General features: G+C 57.8%; 29 protein-coding genes and 1 tRNA gene. 15 read left to right on the forward strand and 15 right to left on the reverse strand.

From position 1 onward, the window contains the following. Nucleotides 1-120: 120 nt before the first annotated feature. Nucleotides 121-657 (reverse strand): translation initiation factor IF-3, encoded by a 537-nt coding sequence (infC, locus tag M0412_RS11745; RefSeq protein ID WP_077224822.1) that lies wholly within the window; start codon nucleotides 655-657, stop codon nucleotides 121-123. A gap of 187 nt (nucleotides 658-844) precedes the next feature. On the opposite strand from infC, the gene M0412_RS11750 reads away from it, so the two are divergent. Then, nucleotides 845-1,633 (forward strand): carboxylesterase, encoded by a 789-nt coding sequence (locus tag M0412_RS11750; RefSeq protein ID WP_269700338.1) that lies wholly within the window; start codon nucleotides 845-847, stop codon nucleotides 1,631-1,633. A gap of 118 nt (nucleotides 1,634-1,751) precedes the next feature. Then, nucleotides 1,752-2,366 (forward strand): transglutaminase-like cysteine peptidase, encoded by a 615-nt coding sequence (locus M0412_RS11755; protein ID WP_142840851.1) that lies wholly within the window; start codon nucleotides 1,752-1,754, stop codon nucleotides 2,364-2,366. Nucleotides 2,367-2,423: 57 nt separating this feature from the next. Here the strand turns inward: M0412_RS11755 and mbfA are convergent, their stop codons facing one another. After that, nucleotides 2,424-3,407 carry an iron exporter MbfA gene (gene mbfA / locus M0412_RS11760; protein ID WP_269700340.1) on the reverse strand — a complete coding sequence of 328 codons (984 nt, stop codon included), beginning with the start codon at nucleotides 3,405-3,407 and terminating at the stop codon, nucleotides 2,424-2,426. Between the two features lie 138 nt (nucleotides 3,408-3,545). Between mbfA and M0412_RS11765 the strand changes: the two genes are divergently transcribed. Then, entirely contained in the window at nucleotides 3,546-4,019 is a 474-nt protein-coding gene (locus M0412_RS11765; RefSeq protein WP_269700342.1) for a group III truncated hemoglobin, read from the forward strand. A gap of 188 nt (nucleotides 4,020-4,207) precedes the next feature. Then, nucleotides 4,208-5,311, forward strand: a complete 1,104-nt coding sequence (locus tag M0412_RS11770) for a TRAP transporter substrate-binding protein (protein ID WP_262516375.1) — start codon at nucleotides 4,208-4,210, stop codon at nucleotides 5,309-5,311. Nucleotides 5,312-5,317: 6 nt separating this feature from the next. Here M0412_RS11770 and M0412_RS11775 read toward each other — a convergent pair whose 3' ends face one another. After that, on the reverse strand, nucleotides 5,318-6,412 hold the full coding sequence (locus M0412_RS11775) for an AraC family transcriptional regulator (RefSeq protein ID WP_269700635.1): 1,095 nt from the start codon (nucleotides 6,410-6,412) through the stop codon (nucleotides 5,318-5,320). Nucleotides 6,413-6,555: 143 nt separating this feature from the next. On the opposite strand from M0412_RS11775, the gene M0412_RS11780 reads away from it, so the two are divergent. Next, complete coding sequence (locus M0412_RS11780) at nucleotides 6,556-7,629, forward strand: alpha/beta fold hydrolase (protein WP_269700346.1); 1,074 nt, start codon at nucleotides 6,556-6,558, stop codon at nucleotides 7,627-7,629. A 14-nt stretch (nucleotides 7,630-7,643) separates the two neighbouring features. On the opposite strand, the gene M0412_RS11785 is transcribed toward M0412_RS11780, so the two are convergent. From M0412_RS11785 to M0412_RS11795, 3 genes are all read right to left on the reverse strand, one after another. Beyond that, the gene (locus M0412_RS11785) at nucleotides 7,644-8,162 is read right to left on the reverse strand and encodes a GNAT family N-acetyltransferase (protein ID WP_065114625.1); all 519 of its coding nucleotides are present in this window, start codon (nucleotides 8,160-8,162) and stop codon (nucleotides 7,644-7,646) included. Nucleotides 8,163-8,183: 21 nt separating this feature from the next. Next, the gene (locus M0412_RS11790) at nucleotides 8,184-8,765 is read right to left on the reverse strand and encodes a helix-turn-helix domain-containing protein (RefSeq protein ID WP_371338199.1); all 582 of its coding nucleotides are present in this window, start codon (nucleotides 8,763-8,765) and stop codon (nucleotides 8,184-8,186) included. Nucleotides 8,766-8,860: 95 nt separating this feature from the next. Continuing rightward, the gene (locus tag M0412_RS11795) at nucleotides 8,861-9,262 is read right to left on the reverse strand and encodes a ketosteroid isomerase-related protein (RefSeq protein WP_142840843.1); all 402 of its coding nucleotides are present in this window, start codon (nucleotides 9,260-9,262) and stop codon (nucleotides 8,861-8,863) included. Nucleotides 9,263-9,335: 73 nt separating this feature from the next. On the opposite strand from M0412_RS11795, the gene M0412_RS11800 reads away from it, so the two are divergent. The 3 genes from M0412_RS11800 to lepA all read left to right on the forward strand — a co-directional run bounded on the left by M0412_RS11800 (nucleotide 9,336) and on the right by lepA (nucleotide 12,710). Further along, nucleotides 9,336-9,944, forward strand: coding sequence for a GNAT family N-acetyltransferase (locus tag M0412_RS11800; protein ID WP_269700349.1), 609 nt, complete (start codon nucleotides 9,336-9,338; stop codon nucleotides 9,942-9,944). Continuing rightward, nucleotides 9,941-10,810, forward strand: coding sequence for a carbon-nitrogen hydrolase family protein (locus M0412_RS11805; protein ID WP_269700351.1), 870 nt, complete (start codon nucleotides 9,941-9,943; stop codon nucleotides 10,808-10,810). The genes M0412_RS11800 and M0412_RS11805 overlap by 4 nt, the downstream gene beginning before the upstream one ends. 61 nt (nucleotides 10,811-10,871) lie before the next feature. Further along, entirely contained in the window at nucleotides 10,872-12,710 is a 1,839-nt protein-coding gene (gene lepA, locus M0412_RS11810) for a translation elongation factor 4 (protein ID WP_161991328.1), read from the forward strand. Nucleotides 12,711-12,779: 69 nt separating this feature from the next. Here the strand turns inward: lepA and M0412_RS11815 are convergent, their stop codons facing one another. Further along, a complete protein-coding gene (locus tag M0412_RS11815) occupies nucleotides 12,780-13,187 on the reverse strand; it encodes a DUF2000 family protein (RefSeq protein WP_142840840.1) in 408 nt (135 codons plus the stop codon). A gap of 94 nt (nucleotides 13,188-13,281) precedes the next feature. Here M0412_RS11815 and M0412_RS11820 point away from each other — a divergent pair, with 94 nt between their 5' ends. Beyond that, the gene (locus M0412_RS11820) at nucleotides 13,282-14,058 is read left to right on the forward strand and encodes an AraC family transcriptional regulator (RefSeq protein WP_269700640.1); all 777 of its coding nucleotides are present in this window, start codon (nucleotides 13,282-13,284) and stop codon (nucleotides 14,056-14,058) included. Here M0412_RS11820 and M0412_RS11825 read toward each other — a convergent pair whose 3' ends face one another. Then, nucleotides 14,059-14,946 (reverse strand): NAD(P)/FAD-dependent oxidoreductase, encoded by an 888-nt coding sequence (locus M0412_RS11825; RefSeq protein WP_269700354.1) that lies wholly within the window; start codon nucleotides 14,944-14,946, stop codon nucleotides 14,059-14,061. A gap of 154 nt (nucleotides 14,947-15,100) precedes the next feature. Between M0412_RS11825 and M0412_RS11830 the strand changes: the two genes are divergently transcribed. Next, nucleotides 15,101-15,559: an Rrf2 family transcriptional regulator gene (locus M0412_RS11830; RefSeq protein WP_142840838.1), complete on the forward strand. Its 459-nt coding sequence runs from the start codon at nucleotides 15,101-15,103 to the stop codon at nucleotides 15,557-15,559. A gap of 74 nt (nucleotides 15,560-15,633) precedes the next feature. Here M0412_RS11830 and M0412_RS11835 read toward each other — a convergent pair whose 3' ends face one another. Both M0412_RS11835 and M0412_RS11840 read right to left on the reverse strand, forming a co-directional pair. Further along, entirely contained in the window at nucleotides 15,634-15,951 is a 318-nt protein-coding gene (locus M0412_RS11835) for a hypothetical protein (protein ID WP_142840837.1), read from the reverse strand. A gap of 71 nt (nucleotides 15,952-16,022) precedes the next feature. Next, nucleotides 16,023-17,423 (reverse strand): PLP-dependent aminotransferase family protein, encoded by a 1,401-nt coding sequence (locus tag M0412_RS11840; protein WP_269700642.1) that lies wholly within the window; start codon nucleotides 17,421-17,423, stop codon nucleotides 16,023-16,025. 163 nt (nucleotides 17,424-17,586) lie between these two features. On the opposite strand from M0412_RS11840, the gene M0412_RS11845 reads away from it, so the two are divergent. Continuing rightward, nucleotides 17,587-18,462 (forward strand): DMT family transporter, encoded by an 876-nt coding sequence (locus M0412_RS11845; protein ID WP_269700357.1) that lies wholly within the window; start codon nucleotides 17,587-17,589, stop codon nucleotides 18,460-18,462. 12 nt (nucleotides 18,463-18,474) lie between these two features. Here M0412_RS11845 and M0412_RS11850 read toward each other — a convergent pair whose 3' ends face one another. From M0412_RS11850 to M0412_RS11865, 4 genes are all read right to left on the reverse strand, one after another. Then, the gene (locus M0412_RS11850; RefSeq protein WP_269700359.1) at nucleotides 18,475-19,581 is read right to left on the reverse strand and encodes a GH25 family lysozyme; all 1,107 of its coding nucleotides are present in this window, start codon (nucleotides 19,579-19,581) and stop codon (nucleotides 18,475-18,477) included. A 178-nt stretch (nucleotides 19,582-19,759) separates the two neighbouring features. Further along, nucleotides 19,760-19,948 (reverse strand): YegP family protein, encoded by a 189-nt coding sequence (locus M0412_RS11855; RefSeq protein ID WP_046799222.1) that lies wholly within the window; start codon nucleotides 19,946-19,948, stop codon nucleotides 19,760-19,762. An 84-nt stretch (nucleotides 19,949-20,032) separates the two neighbouring features. Then, nucleotides 20,033-20,731 carry a type 1 glutamine amidotransferase gene (locus tag M0412_RS11860; RefSeq protein ID WP_269700363.1) on the reverse strand — a complete coding sequence of 233 codons (699 nt, stop codon included), beginning with the start codon at nucleotides 20,729-20,731 and terminating at the stop codon, nucleotides 20,033-20,035. 133 nt (nucleotides 20,732-20,864) lie between these two features. Next, a complete protein-coding gene (locus M0412_RS11865) occupies nucleotides 20,865-21,314 on the reverse strand; it encodes a DoxX family protein (protein ID WP_142840834.1) in 450 nt (149 codons plus the stop codon). 133 nt (nucleotides 21,315-21,447) lie between these two features. Between M0412_RS11865 and M0412_RS11870 the strand changes: the two genes are divergently transcribed. Beyond that, nucleotides 21,448-21,753 carry a SelT/SelW/SelH family protein gene (locus tag M0412_RS11870; RefSeq protein ID WP_142840833.1) on the forward strand — a complete coding sequence of 102 codons (306 nt, stop codon included), beginning with the start codon at nucleotides 21,448-21,450 and terminating at the stop codon, nucleotides 21,751-21,753. Between the two features lie 120 nt (nucleotides 21,754-21,873). Beyond that, nucleotides 21,874-21,960 (forward strand) — tRNA-Leu (locus M0412_RS11875). A 239-nt stretch (nucleotides 21,961-22,199) separates the two neighbouring features. Here the strand turns inward: M0412_RS11875 and M0412_RS11880 are convergent. Further along, a complete protein-coding gene (locus M0412_RS11880; protein WP_153515366.1) occupies nucleotides 22,200-22,562 on the reverse strand; it encodes a pilus assembly protein N-terminal domain-containing protein in 363 nt (120 codons plus the stop codon). Between the two features lie 461 nt (nucleotides 22,563-23,023). On the opposite strand from M0412_RS11880, the gene M0412_RS11885 reads away from it, so the two are divergent. Together M0412_RS11885 and M0412_RS11890 are read left to right on the forward strand one after the other, a co-directional pair. Beyond that, a complete protein-coding gene (locus M0412_RS11885) occupies nucleotides 23,024-23,212 on the forward strand; it encodes a Flp family type IVb pilin (RefSeq protein WP_142840832.1) in 189 nt (62 codons plus the stop codon). Nucleotides 23,213-23,328: 116 nt separating this feature from the next. Beyond that, a complete protein-coding gene (locus M0412_RS11890; RefSeq protein WP_142840831.1) occupies nucleotides 23,329-23,841 on the forward strand; it encodes a prepilin peptidase in 513 nt (170 codons plus the stop codon). The last annotated feature ends 99 nt before the right edge of the window (nucleotides 23,842-23,940 follow it).

Consider the following 23,940-nt stretch of genomic DNA (forward strand, 5'->3'; position numbering starts at 1 on the left):
GCATGCCCTGCCGGACCGTTCGGACGCGCGCTTATAACCGCAGTCGGCTAAAAGCGCAACGGGGAATGAAAATTTCCCCTTGCGGCGGTTATTTACGCAGCTTTCAGGACTGGCGCAAAATTATTTCGGGGCGAGAACCATCATCATCTGACGGCCTTCCAGCTTCGGCTCGGCTTCCACCTTGGCAATCGCCTGGGTATCTTCCTTCACCTGGAGGAGAAGTTTCATGCCAAGTTCCTGGTGGGCCATTTCACGGCCACGGAACTTCAGCGTCACCTTCACCTTGTCACCCTCGTCAAAGAAGCGGTTCATCGCCTTCATCTTCACGTCATAGTCATGCGTGTCGATGTTGGGGCGCATCTTGATTTCTTTGACCTCGACGATCTTCTGTTTCTTGCGCGCCTCAGCGGCTTTCTTTTGGGTCGAGTATTTAAGCTTGCCGAGATCGAGGATCTTGCATACCGGCGGCTCTGCGTTCGGCGAAATCTCGACGAGATCGAGACCGGCCTCTTCCGCCATTTTCAAAGCCTGATCCGTCGGCATGCTACCGAGGTTCTGGCCCTCTTCATCAATAAGCTGAACTCTGGGAACCCGAATTTCCCGGTTGGAGCGCGGGCCCTCCTTGACGGGGGCATCGGCTTTGAAAGGTCTGCGAATGGTCGTATTCTCCTGATCTGTTTCTGGATCACGTCAGCAAAAAACAGCTTGTTTGGTACAAGCGGCGGAAATGTCGTTATTGCCGTGGCGAAGTCAATAGCATATCTGCCCGAAAAGATCACCTCTTGCCACGGTTTTTGCAAATACGCCGCCGATATTGCACGAAAATCAGGAGAATTGCATATACATGACCGAACAAGCCGCTGAATTCCTGCATATGGGAGCGGGTGACGACGCCCGCAACATCGCTTTTCTCCATCGCCGCGCAGCATCACAGCCGGACGCACCCCTGCTCGTCTGGCTCGGTGGCTATCGTTCCGACATGAGGGGAACCAAGGCTGTGGAGCTCGATCGCTTCGCAGCGGAAAATGGCCTCGCCTGCCTGCGGCTCGATTATTCCGGCCACGGAGCTTCCGGTGGCGATTTCAAAAGAGGCACGATTTCGCGGTGGCTGGAAGAAGCACTCGCCGTGCTACGCGCCAAGGCACCGGCGCGTGTCATCCTCGTTGGCTCGTCCATGGGTGGGTGGATTGCGTTGCGCATGGTCGAGGAGCTGCGCAAGGCAGGCGGTGCGCCCTCCGTCGCCGGTCTGGTTCTTATTGCCCCGGCTCCCGATTTCACTGCGGAGTTGATAGAGCCCAGCCTGACGGAAGCGGAAAAGACGTCGCTGGTGGAAAGAGGCTATTTCGAGGAACATTCGGAATATAGCCCTGAACCCAACATCTTTACCCGGGCGCTGATGGAGGACGGCAGGCAGAACCGCGTGCTTACGGGCATCATCACCACCGGCTGCCCCGTTCACATCCTGCAGGGCATGCGTGATCCCGACGTTCCCTATCAGCACGCACTCAAGCTCGTTGAACATCTTCCCGCCGACGATGTGGTGCTGACGCTGATCCGCGACGGCGACCACCGGCTTTCCCGGCCGCAGGATATCGACAGGATGCTCGCAGCCGTCAAAGCCCTTGCAATATAGGCATTTGCGCAACGCTCTTAACCATATTCAACGAGTCTTGCGAGCCACCGATTGCTAATGATTGACTCCTACCCCCCATCCCTCTTAACTTTTCATTAAGAATTAAGGGACGGGTTTCATGATGAACGCACCGCTGGCGCGTGCGCTGCTGTTTGCAGTTGCCGCCGGGCTAATGACTGCTGCTTCCGCCATGGCGGAAATCAAGGGAAGCCCTTCCATGGTGACGGGCGGGATTACCTCCCAGCCGATCGGCCATTACGAGTTCTGTCAGAAATATGCGGATGAATGCAACATTCGCAACAAGATGACGCCGCCGCCGCGCGTTACCGAATATGGCTGGGGCGTCATTCGTGAGATCAACACCTCCGTCAACACCACAATCGTGGCGATGACCGATCAGGAAATCTACGGCAAGGACGAAGTCTGGGAATATCCGACGACGGCCGGCGACTGCGAAGATTTTGTGCTGCTGAAGCGCAAGAAGCTGATCGAGCGCGGTTTTTCCGTGGCCGACCTGCTGATCACCGTCGTGCGCAAACCGGATGGTGAAGGCCATGCCGTGCTGACGCTTCGTACCACCGATGGCGATTATATTCTCGACAACCTCACCGACGACGTGAAGCTCTGGACCGACACGAATTACACCTATCTGAAACGGCAGGCGTCCTTCAATACCGGCCGCTGGGTCTCCATCGAAGATGGTCGTGACGTCCTGGTTGGCGCGTTGCGCTGACACTCAAACTACCATTCTGGACAGACGAGAGCCCGCAGCCGCGGGCTCTTTCTTTTTTCAGCCATTGCCGATGATAATGCCGGCTGCCAGCACCAGCGAACCGCCAAGCACAACCTGAAACACCGCCCGCAGGAACGGCGTTTCCATGAAGCGGTTCTGAATGAAGGCGATGGCCCAGAGTTCCACGAAAACGACGATGGCGGCGATCGCCGTGGCCGTCCAGAAATGCGGAATGAGATAAGGCAGCGCGTGGCCGAGGCCACCGACGGCCGTCATGATGCCAGAGGCGAAGCCCCGTTTTACCGGCGAGCCACGGCCCGAAAGCTTGCCATCATCATGGGCGGCCTCGGTAAAGCCCATCGAAATGCCCGCGCCCACGGAGGCTGAAAGGCCGATCAAGAAGGTCTGCCAGGTATCCTGCGTGGCGAAAGCTGCGGCGAAGATCGGCGCAAGCGTCGAGACGGAACCGTCCATCAACCCCGCAAGGCCCGGCTGCACATAGGTCAGAAGAAACTGCCGCTTGGCCGTTTCCGCCTCTTCGGACTTGCCGTCCTCATCGAGATGTTTTTCTTCCAGCCGTTGGGCAATCTCTTCGTGCCCCCTCTCCGCCTCGGCCAGGTCACCCAGCAGCTTGCGTGTCGAGGCATCGGTGGTTCGCTTGAGCGCTTCATCGTAAAAGCGGATCGCCTGCGCTTCCATCAATTCCGCCTGGGCGCGAATTTTTTCCAGCGACAGGTTCTTCACCAGCCAGTCCGGCGTGCGTTCGTAAAATCCGCGCACATGTTCGCGGCGGATCAGCGGGATGGTTTCTCCGAAACGGCGGCGATGCATGTCGATCAGCACATTTCGATGCCGCTGCTCGACCTCCGCCATGTCATCGAAAACCTTTGCGGATTGCGGATATTGCCCGCGCAGATGATCGGCGTAGGAGCGGTAAATACGGGAATCATCCTCTTCCGACGAGATGGCGAGCGCCAGGATTTCCTGCTCGCCGAGCGAGGAGAAGGGGCGTTTGGACAGGGAAAAAAGACTGCGGAACATGGCGGAAACCTTTTTAGAATAATTCTAAATACAGCGGCAGACCGTCGCAATCAAGCTTTTTAGAATGATTCTAATATGTCAAAGCGTCGCATTGCGGCGGACCACCAGAGGGCGTAAATTTATGGAAAAGGAAGCACGATGCAGGATTCAATCACGGCAAAGGCCGCCCATAACGCCGACATCCAGCACAAGGCGGAAAGAGCCATGGCTGAGATCGGCGTCGATGCCGGTTTCATCGATCTGCTTGTCGAGACATTTTATGGCCGCGTTCTAAAACATCCGACGCTCGGGCCGGTTTTCGATGCTCGGCTTTCCGGGCGCTGGCCGGAACACATGGACAAGATGAAACAGTTCTGGTCGGCAATCGCCTTCAAGAATGGCGGTTACGGTGGCAAGCCGGTACAGGCGCATCTGGGCGTGAGTGGAATGACGGCCGAACTTTTCCCGCAATGGCTCACGCTGTTTTCGGCAACGCTCGATGACATCGCGCCGAGCAGGCAGGCCCATGACTGGTTCATGGAAACGGCGGAACGCATCGCCAGAAGCCTGACACTTTCGCTGTTTTATAATCCTGCAATGGACGATCCGGCATTAAAACGCACGCAACCCTGACCACGGCAGGGCAGGAGCCACAAGAAGAACGCGATCACGTGCCAAAACAGCAATCGACAGGATTGCAGAAGAGCGCACAAGTTTGGAACATTCCCTCTTGATGGCTGCAAGGATAAATGTTTAGTAGCCTTTGGGAGGCGTACCGTGCGGTTCGCCTGTAATATGCAGACGTATCAGGGCTTATCGACATGGATCGCAGATCATTTATCCGAAAGGCGGGCGCTCTTGGCGCCGGTGTTACCGCAACCGCGCTGGCCGCTCCGGCCATTGCGCAGGAAAACCCCAAAATCACCTGGCGCATGACGTCGTCCTTCACCAAGGGCCTCGACATTCTTTTCGGTGCTGGCCAGATGGTCGCCGATCACGTCAAGGAAGCTTCCGGCGGCAACTTCGTCATCCAGCATTTCGCCGGCGGCGAAATCGTGCCGGCGCTGCAGGCGGCCGATGCGGTGACGGCCGGAACCGTCGAAATGGCGCATACCTGCGCCTATTATTACGTCGGCAAGGACCCGACCTTCGCGCTTGGAACCTCGGTTCCCTTCGGCCTCAACGCGCGCCAGACGAATGCCTGGTTCAACCAGGCCGGCGGCAATGAACTGCTCAACGAGTTCCTTGCCCAGCACAATATCTACTCGATCCTGCTCGGCAACACAGGCGCCCAGATGGGCGGCTGGTTCCGCAAGGAAATCAACACCATCGACGACCTGAAGGGCCTGAAGATGCGCATTGCCGGCCTCACCGGCCAGGTGATGCAGAAGGTTGGCGTTACCCCGCAGCAGATCGCCGGCGGCGATGTCTATGCCGCGCTGGAAAAGGGCACGATCGACGCGACCGAATTTGTCGGCCCCTATGACGACCAGAAGCTCGGCTTCTACAAGGTCGCAAAATACTATTACTATCCGGCATGGTGGGAAGGCGGCCCGGCCGTGCATGCCTTCGTGAACCTGCAGAAGTTCAACGAACTGCCGGAAAACTACAAGCGCATCCTGAAAGACGCCTGCGCCGCCGGCAGCGCCAGCATGCTGGAGCGCTACGACGCGCGCAACCCGAAGGCCCTGAAGGAACTGGTGGCGCAGGGCGCCATCCTGCGGCCGTTCAGCCAGGAAATCCTTGATGTCTGCCACAAGGCGGCGCAGGACACCTATGCGGAGATTTCGGCCAAGAACGAAAGCTTCAAGAAGATCTACGAGAGCCAGCAGGCCTTCAAGAAGGATGCCTATCTCTGGGCGCAGATCGCCGAATATACCTATGACACCTACATGATGATCCAGCAGCGCAACGGCACGCTCTGATCCTCCTCATTTCCCGACCATCTTCAGACGGTCATCCGGCATCTGCCGGGTGGCCGTTTTGTTTGGCGAGACCAGCTTCCACACCTGCCGTTCACGCCAGTCGACCGGGCTCATGCCGGTGACGCGGCGAAACTCCCGGTTGAAGTTGGACTTCGTCTGGAAACCCGAGGAGAACATGATCGCGGTTACCGATTGCTCCGTCTCCTCCAGCAGCCGGCAGGCTTCGCGGATACGGAGCTGGTTGACGTATTGCGAGACATTGATGCCGAGGGAACGATTGATCGCACCGGATATTAACCGGCTGGGCAGGCCGAGGCGTCTGGCCAGCCGGGTCAGGTTGAGGTTCTCGTCGCGGTAAAGCGCCTGTGTTGTCATCAGCTGGTCGAGGCTAGCGACTATGTCGCGGTCCTGTTCCGATGGTTCTGAGGGAGGCGGCAATTCCTCGGCCGGCTCTGCAGCCGTTTGCGGCGCTTTGCTTTTTCCAGCCAGGGCGGCCATCAGACCGATCAGCAACAGCCCGAAAAGATTGGCATTGCTGACAAGCGCGGCGACATTTTCCCCATGCGCCCACTCAAAATCGAGGAACACGAGAAGATCGAACAGCGCCGAAACACAAAGCGCCATGGCGGCGATAATCAATGCCCTGTGCGCAGAAGTGACGCTGGCGAATTGCGCCTCGTCCAGCCCATCCGGCCCTTTTCCTCCCAGAAGAAGCAGTGCGGCGGCATGGCCGACGAAGATGAGGATCAAGGCAAGGTCGATCACTACCGGCAAGGCGAATTCCAGAACGACGACCAACAAAGGCGAGAACACAAGACTTGCCAGCATCGCTCTCCTGCTGTCTGCCCCGACCCTCATCAAGCCGCGAAAGGCGATATAGACTAGCGGCGGCAGGCAGGCGGCAAGGACCGGCAGGACATAACGTACGGCATTGACGCCATACCCCCAGCGCAGGCCGACAAGAACCGATTGCACGGCGCAAAGCGCGATCAGGGCCAGAAAGGCGCGGTTCGTCCGCACATCGTCTCCGCTTCGGAAAAAGACGATGAACATGACGACCAGCAGAAGCGCCACGACGAATGGCAGGGGAATGAAAAGCACGAATAAATATCCCGGATCGACGACCTGTTGTCTTTTCATGGACCAGATCGCGTTTCGGTACGACCTCAAACACGATCAAGGACGCGAAAAACAGGTGACGGTGCAGATTGGGTCTCGTTCTTTCCGACCGCAAGAGGTTTTTCATGCGTCCCATCGTCACCATCACCACCATGCTGTTTTCCACTCTCATTACCCAGCCGGCTTTTGCAAATGAAGCCGTTGGCGTCAGCGAAATCGCCATCCACTCTCCCGAACGTGGCGAGGACCTTGCCGTCACCGTCTGGTATCCTTCGGAGGGCAACGGCACGCAGACGCATTCTGGCGAGGACCGGATTTTTCAAGGCACGGCCGTCTTCAAGGACAGCACAGTGCAGCCGGGTCGCCTGCCGCTGGTGCTTCTGTCACACGGTTCGGGCTCGAGAGTGAGCGGCATGGCCTGGATCGCGGCAAAGCTTGCGAGCGAAGGTTTCATCGTCGCCGGCCCCAACCATCCCGGCACCACCAGCGGCGATTCAACACCTGCCGATACGCCGAAAATCTGGGAGCGGACGGGTGATCTTTCCACGATCCTCACCGCGTTGACGACGCAGGGAAAATGGTCGGGCGCGATCGATGCGCAGAGGATCGGCGTCCTCGGCTTTTCGCTCGGTGGCAGCGCGGCAATGGAGATTTCGGGCGCACGCGCCGATCTCAATGCGTATAAGCGCTATTGCGAAGACCATGCTGCAATGATGGATTGCCAATGGTTTGCCGGCGGCCGGGGTTATCTCAACAACGAGCCGGTCAGTGTACCGAAGCTCGACCTCGGAACCCTCGACAAGGCCCGTTTCGAGCAGCAGAACCGCGATCCACGCATTCGTTCCGCCGTGCTGGTCGATCCTGGCCTCGCACTCGCCTTCCAGCCGGATAGCCTGAAAACAATCGATATTCCGCTGGCCTTCATCAATCTCGGCAGCAAGGGGAAAATTCCACCGGCCGTGCTGGCGGACAAACTGGCAGCCGAGGTGCCCGGCGCAACCTATCAGCAGGTCGACGAGGCCAATCACTTCAGCTTCCTGCCGCTCTGCAAACCGGATGCCGATGCGTTTCTCAAATCCGTTGGCGAGCGTGATCCGATCTGCGAACCAGCCGGGCCGCGCGACCGTGCGGATATTCATGCCGAACTGGAAAAGATAATTGTTGACGCCTTCAACCGCACGCTGAAGCCGGGACAATAAGCGGCGGAAATGTGCTAGCCGATCCGCTTGTAAAACAGCGTCGTGCCGCAATAACGCCCATCGGGAAACAGGGCGTAATCGGGAATGACCCCGACCCGTTCCCAGCCAAGGCGGGGATAGATAGCCTCTGCATCACTGCCCGTGGCCGTATCCAGCACCAAAAGGGTACGGCCACGGGCTGCCGTTTCTTCTTCAACCTTCTGCATGAGCTTGCGGGCAAGCCCGAGACCCCGCGCCGAGGGATGCACGAGAAGCTTCATCAGATCACCGCGATGTGGCTGGTTGGGTTTGGAAGCGAGGCCCACCTGCACGGTTCCCACCACCTTGCCATCCACTTCCGCCACGACATGGATCGTGCCGCCCTCATCCGCCGCTTCCGCCACGGCTCGCCAGAAGGGCTCTGCGTCCTGCGGGGAAAAGGGCAACATGAAACCAACGGATGCGCCGCCATTGACGCAGGCGGAAAGGACTTCGCAGAGTTCCGGCAGGACGTCGAGCGTCTCTTGCCCGTTCAGCACGCGGATGGTGGCCATGAAAACTCCTGTCAGGAAAAATCAGCGCTGTCTTTGGTCCAGCACGACGGCGTAACGGGCGGGTTTTTCGGAAGGATTGTGAAAGACATGTCCTTCACCGACCGGCATGAAAAGACAGTCTCCGGGCTCCATCAGATGCACCGTACCGCCGCTCGTCATCTCCAGAACGCCTTCGAAAAGCCAGACATATTGCGTCATGCCCCGGCTTGCCGCATGCGGCGGAAAGCCGACACAAGCACCGGCCGGAAACTCGACCTCGACAATATCGACATCGGAACCGACGCGAGGCGGGGAGATGGCGCGGCGGACATAACCGGTCTCCGGATCTTTCCAGAGTTGCTGGTCGCGTTTTCTCACCAGTGGGGAAACAGCCTCTTCGTTTTCGGCGAAGAAGCCGGAGAGCGACAGGCCTAATGCTGCGCAGATACGGGCGAGCAGCGACGCCGTCGGGCTCGCCTCACCCCGTTCGATGCGCGAAATCATGGCGCGGCTGACACCGGATTCAGAGGCAAGCCGATCCAGTGTCAGGCCGTTTTCGGCCCGCAACGACCTGATCCGCTCACCAATTGAACGTTCGAGAATATGATCTTCGTTTTCCATCATATGAGATTAGAATTCCCATATGATGGAGTCAATATCCATGATAGTGGAAACCCGATTACCGTCGGATGGCCATTATCGCGGGAACAATGAAGGCTTCAGGCACCGACCTGGGCAATCCAGTCGTTCAGATTATAGTAGTTTGTTACTCGACTAACTTTTCCATCCTTCAGGTCGAAGAAGGCACCGGCGGGCAGGACGTATTTCTGGCCATCGGCTTCCGGCAATCCCTCATCAGTCTTGAGATATTCGCCATTGACGGTGAATTCCGCCGAGGCACGTTTACCGTCTGCGCTCGCCATGATCACCATGTCGGTGAGGTTTTCCTTATAGCAGCGGTTCATGTGGTCCATGAAGGAGGCAAAAGCCGCCTTGCCGGCCTGGCGCTCGCCCTGATTGATGTCATGCACCACCTCGTCATGAAGAAGCGCCAGAAAGGCATCCATGTCCTGTCGGTTGAAGGCATCGTAATAGGCGCGGATGGTCTCGGCAGCGGTCATCGTCTTCTCCGTTCAATGCTTGCGCGGGTTTTCCATGACGGTATAACCAGCGGAACCGAAAGTGAAAATGCCCATGACCGTCGAAATCAAGTCTCTTTCCGGCATTGATGCCGCACCCTATTTCGATGATCTCGCACGGCTGCGGATCACGGTGTTCCGCGCCTTCCCCTATCTCTATGATGGTTCGGTGGAATATGAGCGCAAATATCTGGCCACCTATGCCGATACGAAGGGCGCTGTTTTCGTGCTGGCGCTCGACGGCGGGCAGGTTGTCGGCATGTCCACGGGCATGCCCATGGCGGCGGAAACCGACGAGGTGAAATCGCCTTTCCTGGCGGCCGGTTACGACCCGTCGCAGCTGTTTTATTTCGGCGAAAGCGTGCTGTTGCCGGATTATCGTGGTCACGGCATCGGCGTGCGGTTTTTCGAGGAACGGGAGGCCCATGCCAGACGTCTCGACTTCGACTGGTGCACCTTCTGCGCTGTCGAACGGCCCGCCAATCACCCGCGCCGCCCGGCAGATTACGTGCCGCTAAATGCCTTCTGGGAAAAGCGCGGCTACCGCCACCACCCCGAGCTGCGCACCAGCTTTACCTGGCAGGATATCGATGAGAGCGTCGAGAGCCCGAAACCGCTGTCCTTCTGGATGAAGAACATCGCCGCAGGAGATAGAAACCGATGACCCGCCTCGCCGCCAGCCAATATGCCATCGAACTGATCGAGACATGGGAAGCCTATGCGGCGCATCTTGCCGCCATCGTGCGCGAGGCGAAAGAAACGGGTGCGGAACTGCTGCTTCTGCCGGAATATTCTGCCATGGCGCTGACCGGGCAATTACCGCCCGAGGCACGGTCGGATCTGCATCGTTCCATCGAAGAGATACAGCCGCTTATTCCTTCCTGGGTGGAACTTTGCGAGGAGCTGGCACGACAACATCAAATCCTCTTCCAACCGGGCAGCGCGCCGGTGAAGGACCCGGACGGCAAGTTCCGCAACCGGGCATGGCTGTTTGGACCGGACGGGTTGATCGGTTATCAGGACAAGCAGATCATGACCCGTTTCGAGCGGGAGCAATGGAACATCCATGCCGGTGCAGAGGGTCTGAAAGCCTTCGACACGCCAGTCGGCAAGCTCGGCATCCTCATCTGTTACGATAATGAGTTTCCCATGCTCGGCCGCAGGCTGGCGGAACTCGGCGTGGAACTCGTTCTCGCGCCAAGCTGCACCGACACGCTGGCAGGCGCTTACCGGGTGCGCATCGGCGCGCAGGCGCGGGCGCTGGAAAACCAATATGCCGTGCTCTCCTCTCCCACCGCAGGCGAGGCCCCATGGTCGCCTGCGGTTGATGAAAATCGCGGCCGTGCGGCGCTTTACGTGCCGTCCGACTATGGCATGCCGGCATCCGGCATCCTTGCGGAAAGCGACAGCGATGCGGTGACGCAGAGCACGCTATTGATTGCCGATATCGATCTTGCCGCTGTCGCAAGACTCAGAACCGAGGGACAGGTGGCCACCCGTCGCGACTGGCCGGAGCAATTTGCGATCTAAAAAGCCCATTTTAAAGGGCTTTTAACCAAATTCCCGCTTTGCGGCATGAGAAGCCCCTGCTATAGCGCGGAGCATGAGCACAAATTCGACCCGCACGCCCCTGGACCATATCCGCAACTTCTCGATCGTTGCCCACATCGATCATGGCAAATCGACGCTGGCCGACCGGTTGATCCAGTCGACGGGCGGCCTTGCCGAACGCGACATGTCGGAACAGGTTCTCGATTCGATGGATATCGAGCGCGAGCGCGGTATCACCATCAAGGCCCAGACCGTGCGCCTGCACTACAAGGCGAATAACGGCGAAACCTATGTGCTGAACCTCATCGACACCCCCGGCCACGTCGACTTCGCCTACGAAGTGTCCCGCTCGCTTTCGGCCTGCGAGGGTTCGTTGCTGGTGGTGGACGCATCGCAGGGTGTGGAAGCCCAGACGCTTGCCAACGTCTATCAGGCGATCGACAACGATCACGAACTGGTGACGGTGCTCAACAAGATCGATCTGCCGGCGGCCGAACCCGACCGCATCAAGGAGCAGATCGAGGAAGTGATCGGCATCGACGCTTCCGACGCCGTGATGATTTCGGCCAAGACCGGCCTTGGCATTCCCGATGTTCTGGAAGCCATCGTCAATCGCCTGCCGCCGCCGACGAGCGAAGTTGGCGAAAACGGACCGCTGAAGGCACTGCTGGTCGACAGCTGGTACGACACCTATCTCGGCGTCATGGTTCTGGTACGCGTCATCGACGGCGTGCTGAGCAAGGGCCAGCAGATTCGCATGATGGGTTCAGGCGCGAAATACGGCATCGAGCGCGTTGGTGTGCTGACCCCGAAGATGGTCAATGTCGACAGCCTCGGCCCCGGCGAGATCGGCTTCATCACCGCCTCGATCAAGGAAGTTGCCGATACCCGCGTCGGCGATACGATCACCGACGACAAGCGCCCGACGGCGCAGGCCCTGCCCGGCTTCAAGCCGGCACAGCCCGTTGTATTCTGCGGCCTCTTCCCCGTCGACGCCGCCGACTTCGAAGACCTGCGTGCAGCTGTCGGCAAGCTTCGCCTCAACGACGCCTCCTTCTCTTTCGAAATGGAATCGTCCGCTGCTCTCGGCTTCGGTTTCCGCTGCGGCTTCCTTGGCCTGCTGCATCTTGAAATCATTCAGGAACGCCTTGAGCGCGAGTTCAATCTCGATCTCGTCGCCACCGCACCTTCGGTTGTCTATGAAATGACGCTGACTGACGGTACCGAGAAAGAACTTCACAATCCGGCCGATATGCCGGATGTGGTGAAGATCAAGGAAATCCGCGAACCGTGGATCAAGGCGACGATCCTGACGCCGGACGAATATCTCGGCGGCATCCTGAAGCTGTGTCAGGACCGGCGCGGCCTGCAGACGGAGCTGACCTATGTCGGCAACCGCGCGATGATCACCTATGAACTGCCGCTCAACGAAGTGGTATTCGATTTCTACGACCGGCTGAAATCCATCTCCAAGGGTTACGCCTCGTTCGATTACAACATCATCGATTATCGCGAAGGCGATCTCGTCAAGATGTCGATCCTCGTCAATGGCGACCCGGTGGATGCGCTTTCCATGCTGGTGCACCGCTCGGCGGCCGACCGACGCGGGCGCGGCATGTGCGAGAAACTCAAGGAACTCATTCCGCCGCACATGTTCCAGATCCCGATCCAGGCGGCCATCGGCGGCAAGGTCATCGCCCGCGAAACCGTGCGCGCGCTGCGCAAGGACGTGACGGCGAAGTGTTATGGCGGCGACGCGACGCGTAAGCGCAAACTTCTGGACAAACAGAAGGAAGGCAAAAAGCGCATGCGCCAGTTCGGCAAGGTGGAAATTCCGCAGGAAGCATTCATCGCCGCTCTAAAGATGAACGACGAATAAGCAGCACTGATACTGCATCGCTATTGGAGGGAGGCTTACAGCCTCCCTTTTGCGTTTGAAGCAACATGGTTAGGTATGCAGCTTTGCGCCCTTGGTGATTTTGTCGACGATCTTCTTGTCCGCCCGCAGCGCCATGCCGACCACCCTGGCATTCTCAGGAGAAAACTCCGAAAATACCTGACGGTTGGCGACATCGTGCCCGGTCGCGAACATTTCCTCAATGTAGAGCGATGTCGTGACATCACGCTCGAGGGATCGTTGATGGATCTTTCGGAGCGCTTCCTGATCGGTGGCCATGACAACGATCGGCTGGATGGACAGGGGATTGTAGACGTTGCCGGCACCATCGCGGTATGGTTCCCCGATGATCTCTCCGGTCTGGGCGACAATCCCGGACATGAGAAATGCAGTAACGTTCAGTTTTTGCCACACGGCAAGGTCATCACGAAGGATGACGGCGATCTTGGTATCAAACATGCGAACTCAATCTGGCTGTGGTTACGAAAGAGAAGCAACCCTAGACCCTTCGCGCACCATCGATCTTGAACGTTCGTGCAAATTCGAGGGGATCGTGCAGGCGCCCGCAAGCGAGGGCATAGAACGCATCGAAGCACGCTTTCATGGCAACGCTTATGCGCCGCATCGCCATGACACCTACGCGCTCGGCGTCACACTTTCCGGCGTCCAGACTTTTTCCTATCGCGGCACCTCGCATTTCAGCATGCCGGGAAATGTCATCGTGCTGCATCCCGACGAAGTGCACGATGGCGGCGCAGGCACGGATGAAGGCCTGCGCTACCGTATGCTCTATCTCCCGCCTGAAAAAATCGCGCAGGCGGGATATCAGGCGCTGCCCTTTGCAAAAAATCCCGTTATCGAGGACGCCGCGTTCCGGCAATGTCTGATCGAGGCGCTCGGCAATCTCGAGAGCGAGCCGGACAATCTGCTCCTGACCGACTGGCAATCAAGACTGGCGGATCTGCTTTCCAAACATTCAAATGGCCGCGCTACAACCATCAAACGGATTGACCACGCCGCCGTTTTGCGGTGTCGGGACTATCTGCTGGAGAACAGTGCCGACACTGTCGGTGCAGAGGAGTTGGAGCGAATAAGCGGGCTCGACCGCTTTACGCTCTTCCGGCATTTCCGTGGCCTGCTGGGAACCAGCCCGCATCGTTATCTCATCATGCGGCGACTACAAAAATGCAAGGAGATGATGCGGGCCGGCGCCAGCCTTGCTGAAACGGCATTTGCCTGCGGGTTTGCCGATCAGGCGCATTTCACCCGGCATTTCAAGAACGCCTTCGGCATGCCGCCCGGACGCTGGCTTAGCCTCACCTCCAGCTGATCATTCCGGAAACAGGATCGACCGGTGCGCCGCAGCACCTGCCATGGCACCATCGCCCACCGCAAGGGCGACCGAGCCTGCCGGCCTTGCGACATCACCGCAGGCAAAGACGCCGCGGACCGTGGTCTGTTTCATGGCATCAGTCACGATGCTCGATCCCATAGGCCCCTCCTCCACGGAGCAACCGAGTTTCCCGATCCATTCCGAGGTGATCTGCAATTTCGGCTGAGTGAAAAGACCGGCCAGCGCAATGCTGCGGCCGTCGGCCAGAACGACATCCGCATGTCCGGCAATTTCCGCGATAGGGTCTTTTTCCACCCGGACACCACGGGCAGACAGAAGTGCGGCCTGATCCTCATCCGGCACGAACATGCCATTGGTAAAGAAAGTCGTCTCACCCCAGTCCGGCAGCATCAGGGCGTGATGAATAGCCATGGGTGAAGCGGCAATGACGCCGATTTTTCCCTGATCGAGTTCGTAGCCATGGCAATAAGGGCAATGAAAGACCGAAGAGCCCCAGCGCTCTTTCAGCCCGGCTATGTCAGGCAGCTGATCGGTAACGCCCATGGCAAGTATCAGCCGGGCCGCATTTTCGCGGCGATGACCGTCAATCTCAATGGCGAAATCGCCAAAAGACCCCTCGGCGCCGGTCACGCTACCCTCTGCCCACGCTATCGTCTGGTAACGCTCGATCTGACGTCGCGCTTCGGCGACGATCTCGCCCGGTGCCTTGCCATCCTGTCCAAGAAACCCATGGGAATGGCTGGCAAAACGGTTCCTTCTTTTACCCGCATCCACAACAAGAACGTTCTTTCTGGCGCGGCCCAGCTGCAGGGCGGCGGATAGACCGGCATAGCTGCCGCCGATGACGATGACGTCGAATTTCATGATGCACCTATCGTTCAAGACCGGGCAGGAAGCGCCCGCTTATTTTCACGATACTTATATTGTTACGTGATTTTTCGAGTCAAGGGTCACGCAACTTATATTGTTACGTCACTTCGGAACTGATAGCGTGGCGAAAAACAAATGGGCTTACGCAATGAGACACGACACGCGCCTTTCAAGGGTGCTGCATATTCTGATCCATATGGAAAAACACGAGAGAGCGGCGACCTCTGAAAGCATCGCGGCCATGCTGCAGACCAATCCTGTGGTGGTGCGCAGAACCATGGCGGGCCTGCGGGAGCATGGTTATGTCTCATCGGAAAAAGGCCATGGCGGCGGCTGGGTCCTGGCGCGACCGCTCAGCGAGATCACCCTGCTGGATATTTACCGGGCGCTCGGCGCACCGGAGCTGTTTTCCATCGGTCTGGCGGGCGACAATCCGAACTGCGTTATAGAACAGGCGGTCAATGAGGCCCTTTTTGACGCGATGAAAGAGGCGGAAACCATCCTCCTGTCCCGCTTTGGGAGCATAACGCTTGCAGCGCTGGCGAAAGAATCGATCGCCCGCTGGTCCAAGGTGTCCAATAGCCCATCGGCGATGGAGCAGCTCTAAACGCGAAAGCTGATTGCACCCACGAAAAAACCGCCTGCCCGAAGGCAGACGGTCTTATCATGTCAGTCAGCCCATTACGGCTGGGTCTGAGTGCCACCCGTATTCGGGCTTGCCGGGGCCGTGTTATTTGCCGGCGGCGTTGCCGGGGCAGTCGGCGCCATGGGTGCCGGTGCCTGATCCGTGGCCGCAGGCGGCGTGGTGGACGATGTCGTGGCCGGATCGGTGGTCGGGCCGCTCATCTGCGACCAGGCAAAAACGCCCACCAGTACAACGACGATGATCGCCAGCCACGGTACCCAGGACGACGAGGTCCGGGCAGTCGGCTCATTGCTGATATTCAGTTCCGGACGAAGATCGCGGTCCGGGCGCGGGTTGTTGGGATCGAATGTCATGGTATTTCTCCTCTTCACTCTGCGGAGAAAACGGTGTTCACGCGATTTTGTTCCGATTCATCCCCATGCCTTCAGGGCAGGCGGTGATCGGCCGCCTCCCGGAGCGCATCCTCCAGCACCGTCATGGTCTGCGGACTGCCCATTTGCGATACATTGAAACGCATGAAACTGGATGCATTCTGCGAGGAACTGAAGACGTTGCCGGGTGCCAGAACCACCTGCTGCGCAAGCGCGCGGCGCGCCACATCGCCCGCATCCACTCCGTCCGGCAGACGGCACCATAAAAACATGCCCGCCTGCGGCTCGATCCAGGGCACACATCCAATCGACTTCAGACGTGCCGCCGCCTGCGGCATCACGGCCGCAAGGCGCAGTCGAAGCGCCTCGACATGCTTGCGGTAACTGCCATCCGTCAAAAGCGACAGTACCAGCGCCGCAGAAAAATGCGCTCCACCGAAAGCGGTGGCGATCTTGAGATCGGTCAGCGCTTCCACCCATGCCAGAGGTGCCGCGATGAAACCGCACCGCACGGAAGCCGACAGGGTTTTTGAAAAGCTGCCGATCTGGACAACACGGTTAAGACCATCAAAAGCAGCCAGCCGCGGTGCCGCCTGTGTTTCGAAATCGGCAAAAATATCATCCTCGATGATGGTCAGCCCCGCCTGTTCGGCGAGCATCAACAGCCGATGGGCGGTAACGGCGGAAAGTCTGGCGCTGGTCGGATTATGGATCGCGGAATTGGTAATATAAAGACGTGGCTGGTGTTCTTTCGACGCCTGCTCGAACAACGGCAGGTCCGGCCCGGTTGGCGTGTAGGGCACGCCGATGACCCTGACGCGGTGCGCGCGCAGCAGCGCATGGAAATTGAAATAACAGGGATCGTCGACAATCACCGCATCCCCCGGCTGCAGCAGGAAACGGCAGAGAAGATCGATCGCCTGCGTACCGGAGTCGGTGAGCATGATCTGGCCGGCGCCCGCCTGTACGCCGTGTTCGGCAAGCCTGCGCGACAGAAGCTGGCGAAGTTGCAGCAGCCCCATTGGGCTCGCATAATCCGTCAGCAGGGCAGTATCCGCACGAGCAAGCCCCCGCATCGCCCGCCGCAGCGCCTCCTCCGGCATCCATGACGCGGGAAGCCAGCCGCAGCCGGGCTTGGCAAGGACGGAGGCCTCATCCAGCGCCTGCCGCGACACCCACAGGGGATCCACCGCCCTATCCAGCCGCGGCTCGATATCGGCCAGAGATAACGGCGCAAGCGGACCCGCCACAAAAAACCCGGAGCCGGGACGCGAACCTATCGTGCCATCAGCCACCAGGCGGTCATAGGCTTCGACGACGGTGGAGGTGGAAACCTGCATCGCCTTTGCCAGCGCCCGCACCGAAGGCAAACGTGCGCCCGGCACCAGGTTGCGCGCGGCGATGCGCTGGCGGATGCTCGCCATTACTTTTTCTATGCGTGTTCCGGGCTGCATGCCTGTTCCGGGCTCAATGCGCGTGACGGGAACAACCTGCTCGTTCAAACCGCTCTCCATCCGTACTGGGGCATCAACCATAACAGTTTCTTGAAATTGTACACGACTGTTGCTGTTCCTGCCAGCCGTTCCGGATCAAGAAAGCTAAATGCAGGAGATGACAATGGACAAGACGACAAGCGGCTGGCTGAACGGCCTTATCGGCGTGGTGATATTCAGCGGTTCACTGCCGGCCACACGTATTGCGGTGACCGATTTCGATCCGGTGTTCCTGACTGTTGCCCGCGCCAGCATTGCCGGCATTCTGGCACTCGCCCTGCTGTTGCTGTTCCAGCAAAAACGCCCGGCGCGGAACGATATGACATCGCTTTTCATCGTCTCGTTCGGTGTGGTGGTGGGTTTTCCGCTTTTGACGGCGCTGGCGCTGCGTCACGTGACATCAGCGCATTCCATCGTCTTCGTCGGGCTATTGCCGCTCGCAACTGCCGTCTTCGCGGTGTTGCGCGGTGGTGAACGTCCCCGTCCGGCCTTCTGGCTGTTTTCCTGTCTGGGCAGTGCTCTCGTGGCAGGTTTTTCACTGTCGAACTCGCTTTCAGCAGGAGTTGGGGCTTCGCTTGCCGGCGATCTCCTGATGCTGGGCGCGATCATCGTCTGCGGGTTGGGTTACGCCGAGGGCGCGGCGCTGTCGCGGAAGCTGGGCGGCTGGCAGGTCATCTCCTGGGCACTCGTTCTCTCGCTGCCGGTGATGCTGCCGCTTGCCTTTTTCACAGGACCGGAAACACTTGCCGGCATCGATCCGCAGGCTTGGGGCGGCCTTGCCTATGTGTCGCTGTTCAGCATGTTGATCGGCTTCATCTTCTGGTATCGCGGACTGGCGCTCGGCGGTATTGCCGCTGTGGGCCAGCTGCAATTGCTGCAGCCGTTCTTCGGGCTGGTGCTTTCAGCAACGCTGCTGCATGAAGAGGTGAGCCCTGCCATGATGGGGGTTACGCTTGTCGTAGTGCTTTGCGTTGCGGGTGCCAGAAAATTCGCGCGCTGACACCCGCCCGGATCAGCTTGAACGGCGGTCGATCCAGCGATGCCATGCGTCTTCGCTGCCGTTGAAGACATTGAGATCGATTCGGCCATCGACACCGTGCGACAGGCCAGAGCCGGAATATTGCCAGAACAGCCACTTACGTCCGGGATAGACCACGGACGGATGCTGGGCGACGGCGCGCAGCCAGAAGGGATAGTCCTGGAATTCGCCGGTGAGATTGTCTTTATAGAAATCAGGTGCCGTATAAATGATCGGCCGCTGTCCGTAATGGCGCTCAAGCTTGGTCATGAAGACGCGCATCTTTTCCAGCACGCGCTCACGGGAATGGCGCATCTTGCAGCTCGACTCGCCGTTATATTCCACGTCAATGACAGGCGGCAGCGCATCGGGATCGCGCGGCACGTTGCGAATGAACCAGTCCGCCTGCTCGCTGGCCGAGCGGCACCAATAAAAGAAGTGATAGGCGCCGCGGCGGATGCCTGCCTCCTTCGCGCGCTGCCAGTTGGTGCGGAACATCGGGTCAAGATGATCACCACCATCCGTCGCCTTGATGAAAGCGAAATTGGCGCCACGTGTGCGCAGCTGCGGCCAGTTTATATTTGCCTGCCAGCGGGAGACATCCACACCGTGGACCTGAAAATGGCGCGGCTGAACGCGGCCGAAATTGATTGGCTTGGCATCGCTGAAACTGGAGCGGAAAATACGCGAGCGGATTTGTGCGCCGGCACCCGCTGCCGGGGCGGCGGCCATGGCCAATTGCACCGGGCGCTCCATTTCGCGAACCATCGGGCGTTCCGTCGGCCGCACCATTCCCGCCTGCGATGGCGTTGGCAAGCCGATTTCAGGCGCATTCTGAAGCAGGGAGGCTTTTGGAGTGACGGCGGAAAAGGCCTTGGGCTCTTCAGGCACCGGCCCGCCCCATGCCAGCACTTCCTGCCGTGGCTGGGCGGTGATGGCCTGCGTGCCAACACTTGCCTGCGGCACGGGTGCCGAAGGCGTGACCGAACTCGTCGTCTCCTTCGAAGGCAGGCCAGCCACCAGGCTTTCCGGCCCGGAACTGGTGCAGCCACCTAACAAAAGGCAACCGAAGAAAAGTGCTGGCACAGCCGATGATCGCATGAGAACCCGTACGCAAAACAAATCGGGGGCACTCAAACGCCGCCCGGAGACCTCGAAATACAATTGCTAACGGAAGATTATCAAAAAAGACTGAATCTTATCTTTACGCCGGCACCTGCCAATGCGCCTGTCATTTCTGGCAGGCAACATGCTTCGAGTTCTCACAGGGCGGCAAGGATCAGGCCGTCATGGTGGTCAGATCGACGGTATCGGCACCGGGAGAATTTTTCTTGATCGACTCGATCGCATGGACGGCCGAGGCCTTGGCCTTGTACCCTTCCGAAGAAAACATCGTTTCGCCGTTGGATGCCTTGAAGCGAAAACGATATTCGCCAGCCTTGTCCTGATAAATCTCAAATTTATACATGCTCTTCACACCTCCTTGCTGATGATGGTGAAACGACCACGACCCTGATCGCTCCTGGTCACGTTAACAACGAAAATAATCCGCTTAAATGAGCCGCACCCAGGCACGCGCAATTTCCAGACCTGCTGCATCGGCCATATCTGCGCGCCTGCCGCGATGGTCGCTGTATTTTTCCAGCCAGCCGGGCGCCATTTTTTCGACCGATGCCGGGAAGGCCTCACACCATCTGTCCACCACAGCGGTGGATGCTTCGAAATGGAACTGGGTGCCATAAACCGCCCGGCCTAGACGGAAGGCCTGATTTCGCGTCGCTTCATTGGTTGCCAGCCGTATTGCGCCCGGCGGAAGCGTGAACGTATCGCGGTGCCACTGAAAGATGGGGAATATTTCATCCAGCCCCGCCAATAGCGGATCGGATACACCGTCTTCCGTCAGCGATACATCTTCCCAACCGAATTCAGGCGGGCCGGAGAGAATATTTTCTCCCCCATAAGCGCGCGCCAGCAACTGGCTGCCAAGGCACACACCCATCACGGCCTTATCGGCATCGCCAAAGGCTTTCATCAAAAGCGCAAGGTCTGGAAGGTAGGGATAAAGCGCGTCATCGAGGGCGTTCTGCTCACCGCCGAGAACGATGAGCGCATCATGTTCACCGGCACCCGTGGGAAGAGGCTCGCCCGCATAGGCGCGGATGACACGCAAGTCCGAACCCGCCTCTTCCAACGCAACCCCGAGCTGTCCGTGCGGCGTGCCCGCCATGTTTTCGATGATTGCAACGCGCATACGGCCTCTCGATGGTGCTGAAAATTCAAACGACGCATTCGCCTGTCAAATTCAAGCTTCACCATGAGAAAAACGGATTTTCAAGAGGCATGAAGGGTGGCGGGGCAATATTGAAAACCCCGCCGACGGAACCTTAGAATTCCCGGGACATTTTTGCGTCGACGGAATGCCGGTTACCACCACGAACGGCGAAGAACAGGAAGATAGCCGCCCATAGGATCGACTTTTCTGCACCAGCCAGACCTTCCGCCTTTACGATGCCGTGAAAATAGACCGTTACCAACAGGACGATCATGGCCGCAAAAGAGGCAGGCCGCGTGAAGAGGCCGATCGCCACCAGAATGCCGCCGAAAAACTCTGTGGCAGCAAGAAGCGGCGACCAGAACACGCCGGGATAAAAGCCAAGGCTTTCCACCATGCCGACCGCACCGAAAGGGTTGGCGATCTTGCCGAAACCATGGGTGACGAGAAGAACACCCGCCGCAACGCGCAGAATGGTCTCCACCAGATCATGCGTCGAGTTGTAAAGCGGTGCGACAGCGGGAACGAAAAGACGCTGACGGTTATTGTCGAACTGGGCCATAGGATCTCCACGTTTCAGCCTTCGATGGCTTATCTGTTCGCAAAGCTCCGTGATAAGAACAAGAACGCGCCGGGTAAAAACATGAGTGTTATAGTTGACATTATCGTGACCGGACTTTGAAGGAGACGTGACCATGACCGACACCAAGCCGCGCATAACCATCCGCTATTGCACGCAGTGCAACTGGTTGCTGCGCGCAGGCTGGATGGCGCAGGAGATCTTGCAAACCTTCGCTTCTGATATCGGCGAAGTCAGCCTCATCCCCTCGACCGGCGGTCTGTTCGAGATCACCGTGGACGACGCCACCATATGGGAACGCAAACGCGATGGCGGTTTTCCCGGCCCAAAAGAGCTCAAGCAGAGAATCCGCGATATCATTGATCCGGACCGCGACCTCGGCCATGTGGACAGAACGAAGCATGACGGGCTCGACACCTGACCCGGCGACATGTTTCAACAGCCACCAACCAAGTTTTTTCCCTTTAAAATCAATGATCGTCATAAAAGTTCAAAAAGTCTGTTGACACCGGGCGGCTGCCCTCGTACATCGCTCTCCGTCGCCCAGATGGCGGAATTGGTAGACGCGCCAGCTTCAGGTGCTGGTACTCGAAAGGGTGTGGAGGTTCGAGTCCTCTTCTGGGCACCATTCCTTTTTTGATCTTAGCCAGATCAATGACTTAGACGAAAAAACAGCAACATGTAGGCCTCCCGCGAAACGCAGGGGCGCATGTTGTGTTTTTTCGATCTGATCAAACTCCTGGTCCCGTTTCCCCCAAAAAACGATTGCCACCTGCGCGAACGCAACATTTGTCACGCCGACAAAATGCCCGCCGCTTCTTCATGCGAAATCATTATATGTGAAAGCCTCGTCTGGCCTCGCCGAGCTTACGGCTGAGAGTCTTTGTCGCCACTGTTTTGCGAATGTTGTTCGCAATTCGGCGTGCAGGATAGCACGGTTCGTTCCGTCTGGCGGAAAACGCGAACTGTATTGCCTTCATCGATGGAGACGAGAATGCGCTCATCGACGATCGGATTGCCATCGGCATCAAGAAGCACGAGATTTGTCGTACCGAAGCTGCGGCCGGTCAGCACAATGGTCGTGGCATCGGCGACCGTGGCATCGGCAACTTTCGAATTACCAACAATAACCTTGCTGACAGGACGATCGAGACGGAGAACACGGGCGTGGTTCATCGAAACGCGCAATATGTCTTCTTGGGCGAAAACAGATTGCGACGAGCCTCCCATAATGACGGACAAGCCGACCACAATTTTCGCCAGTTTTCCGGATGACACGCGTTTGGCCCTTGTTCATTACCCGCACTTTACTGCGTCGCAGAATGCGCGGTTTTAGTGAATGAAGCGTTAAATGGCGAAAATGCACGATGCAGGCAGTAACCATGCGCAGCTGAAGTCTTTTTCCGCCTCCACCGGCTCGCATCAAAATTGAACATATATGTCCCATCGAGGGAGTCGCTTTCCAAAAATGGGAAATCCCTTGCGCCGGAATATATTTGTTTATCAGCAAATATAAAAATACGCGCAATACTTTTTATCTTTGTTTACCAAGAGAAACTCATCATGCCATTTACTTTGGATTAAGGATTTTTTTTAAGTGGTTGGAAATCGCTCGGCTGTAGTTTGAACGCAACCGAACAACGGAAAACAGTTGTCGGCGTGCTGAACCAAACAAGAGTTAGGAGATACTCATGACCAAGATTTTCGCTCGTTTCCTCAAGGACGAATCCGGCGCCACGGCAATTGAATACGGCCTGATCGCCGCGCTTATTTCTGTTGCAATCGTTGGCGGTGCCACGACTGTCGGCAGCAAGATCGGTACGCTGTTCACAAACATTGGCACGAAGATGACGGCGGCTTCCACTGCATCTGGAAAATAATTTCCGCATCATTTCATGGATGGTCGCCCCTAAAAAGGGCGGCCATCTCGCTATTTTTAGGCAACCTCCATGCGTTGTTGTCACTCGTTTGCCAAATCCTCTGTAGGATTGATCCAATGGTCGTAGCAGCAATTTTTCTGACTTTGCCTTTGTGCCTTGCTTTCGCTGCGCTGAACGATCTATTCAGCATGACCATACCCAACAGAATACCGCTTATCTTGCTAGTTTGCTTTTTTGTCGTTGCACCGTTTACCGGCATGGAATGGCAGACTTTCGCGATGAGCATTGCCGCAGCGGCCGCCGTTTTTTTCGCCTGTTTTGCGCTCTTTGCCGCAAATGTGATGGGTGGTGGGGACGCCAAGCTGTTGACCGCGGCTACGGTCTGGTATGGATTCAATTCTTCGCTCATAGAATTCTTGCTTGGAGTCACTTTCATTGGTGGCGTATTAACGCTTGGCATCCTGCTTTTGCGGTCACGATCGCAAGAAATCATGGCAATCGGCATTCCCATCCCGGATTCCCTGATGGTGGCGAAAAAAATCCCCTATGGCATCGGCATCGCCATTGCCGGCCTTTTGACTTACGGTGACGCGCCGCTTGTAAAAGCCGCCATCGCCAGTCTTTCCTGAACAAGTTACAGCGCTGGCGGATTAAAGTCCCGTTAACCACAAATCCAAGCATAATATTAACCATAATTATACCAATCACGCGCCATCCTGAGGGGAGAA

Source organism: Agrobacterium sp. O3.4 (assembly GCF_041414895.1).
Lineage (GTDB): Bacteria > Pseudomonadota > Alphaproteobacteria > Rhizobiales > Rhizobiaceae > Agrobacterium > Agrobacterium cucumeris.

Coding starts and splice junctions, on each gene's coding strand:
- M0412_RS11790 (WP_371338199.1), bottom strand. CDS start 8,765: ATGATGGAAAACGAAGATCATATTCTCGAACGTTCAATTGGTGAGCGG.
- M0412_RS11850 (WP_269700359.1), bottom strand. CDS start 19,581: ATGCGATCATCGGCTGTGCCAGCACTTTTCTTCGGTTGCCTTTTGTTA.
- M0412_RS11840 (WP_269700642.1), bottom strand. CDS start 17,423: ATGCAGCCCGGAACACGCATAGAAAAAGTAATGGCGAGCATCCGCCAG.
- M0412_RS11860 (WP_269700363.1), bottom strand. CDS start 20,731: ATGCGCGTTGCAATCATCGAAAACATGGCGGGCACGCCGCACGGACAG.
- M0412_RS11855 (WP_046799222.1), bottom strand. CDS start 19,948: ATGTATAAATTTGAGATTTATCAGGACAAGGCTGGCGAATATCGTTTT.
- M0412_RS11865 (WP_142840834.1), bottom strand. CDS start 21,314: ATGGCCCAGTTCGACAATAACCGTCAGCGTCTTTTCGTTCCCGCTGTC.
- M0412_RS11795 (WP_142840843.1), bottom strand. CDS start 9,262: ATGACCGCTGCCGAGACCATCCGCGCCTATTACGATGCCTTCAACCGA.
- M0412_RS11800 (WP_269700349.1), top strand. CDS start 9,336: ATGACCGTCGAAATCAAGTCTCTTTCCGGCATTGATGCCGCACCCTAT.
- M0412_RS11830 (WP_142840838.1), top strand. CDS start 15,101: ATGAGACACGACACGCGCCTTTCAAGGGTGCTGCATATTCTGATCCAT.
- M0412_RS11885 (WP_142840832.1), top strand. CDS start 23,024: ATGACCAAGATTTTCGCTCGTTTCCTCAAGGACGAATCCGGCGCCACG.
- M0412_RS11750 (WP_269700338.1), top strand. CDS start 845: ATGACCGAACAAGCCGCTGAATTCCTGCATATGGGAGCGGGTGACGAC.
- M0412_RS11880 (WP_153515366.1), bottom strand. CDS start 22,562: ATGGGAGGCTCGTCGCAATCTGTTTTCGCCCAAGAAGACATATTGCGC.
- mbfA (WP_269700340.1), bottom strand. CDS start 3,407: ATGTTCCGCAGTCTTTTTTCCCTGTCCAAACGCCCCTTCTCCTCGCTC.
- M0412_RS11770 (WP_262516375.1), top strand. CDS start 4,208: ATGGATCGCAGATCATTTATCCGAAAGGCGGGCGCTCTTGGCGCCGGT.
- M0412_RS11785 (WP_065114625.1), bottom strand. CDS start 8,162: ATGGCCACCATCCGCGTGCTGAACGGGCAAGAGACGCTCGACGTCCTG.
- M0412_RS11890 (WP_142840831.1), top strand. CDS start 23,329: ATGGTCGTAGCAGCAATTTTTCTGACTTTGCCTTTGTGCCTTGCTTTC.
- M0412_RS11815 (WP_142840840.1), bottom strand. CDS start 13,187: ATGTTTGATACCAAGATCGCCGTCATCCTTCGTGATGACCTTGCCGTG.
- M0412_RS11825 (WP_269700354.1), bottom strand. CDS start 14,946: ATGAAATTCGACGTCATCGTCATCGGCGGCAGCTATGCCGGTCTATCC.
- M0412_RS11870 (WP_142840833.1), top strand. CDS start 21,448: ATGACCGACACCAAGCCGCGCATAACCATCCGCTATTGCACGCAGTGC.
- M0412_RS11845 (WP_269700357.1), top strand. CDS start 17,587: ATGGACAAGACGACAAGCGGCTGGCTGAACGGCCTTATCGGCGTGGTG.
- M0412_RS11765 (WP_269700342.1), top strand. CDS start 3,546: ATGCAGGATTCAATCACGGCAAAGGCCGCCCATAACGCCGACATCCAG.
- M0412_RS11805 (WP_269700351.1), top strand. CDS start 9,941: ATGACCCGCCTCGCCGCCAGCCAATATGCCATCGAACTGATCGAGACA.
- M0412_RS11755 (WP_142840851.1), top strand. CDS start 1,752: ATGATGAACGCACCGCTGGCGCGTGCGCTGCTGTTTGCAGTTGCCGCC.
- M0412_RS11780 (WP_269700346.1), top strand. CDS start 6,556: ATGCGTCCCATCGTCACCATCACCACCATGCTGTTTTCCACTCTCATT.
- M0412_RS11835 (WP_142840837.1), bottom strand. CDS start 15,951: ATGACATTCGATCCCAACAACCCGCGCCCGGACCGCGATCTTCGTCCG.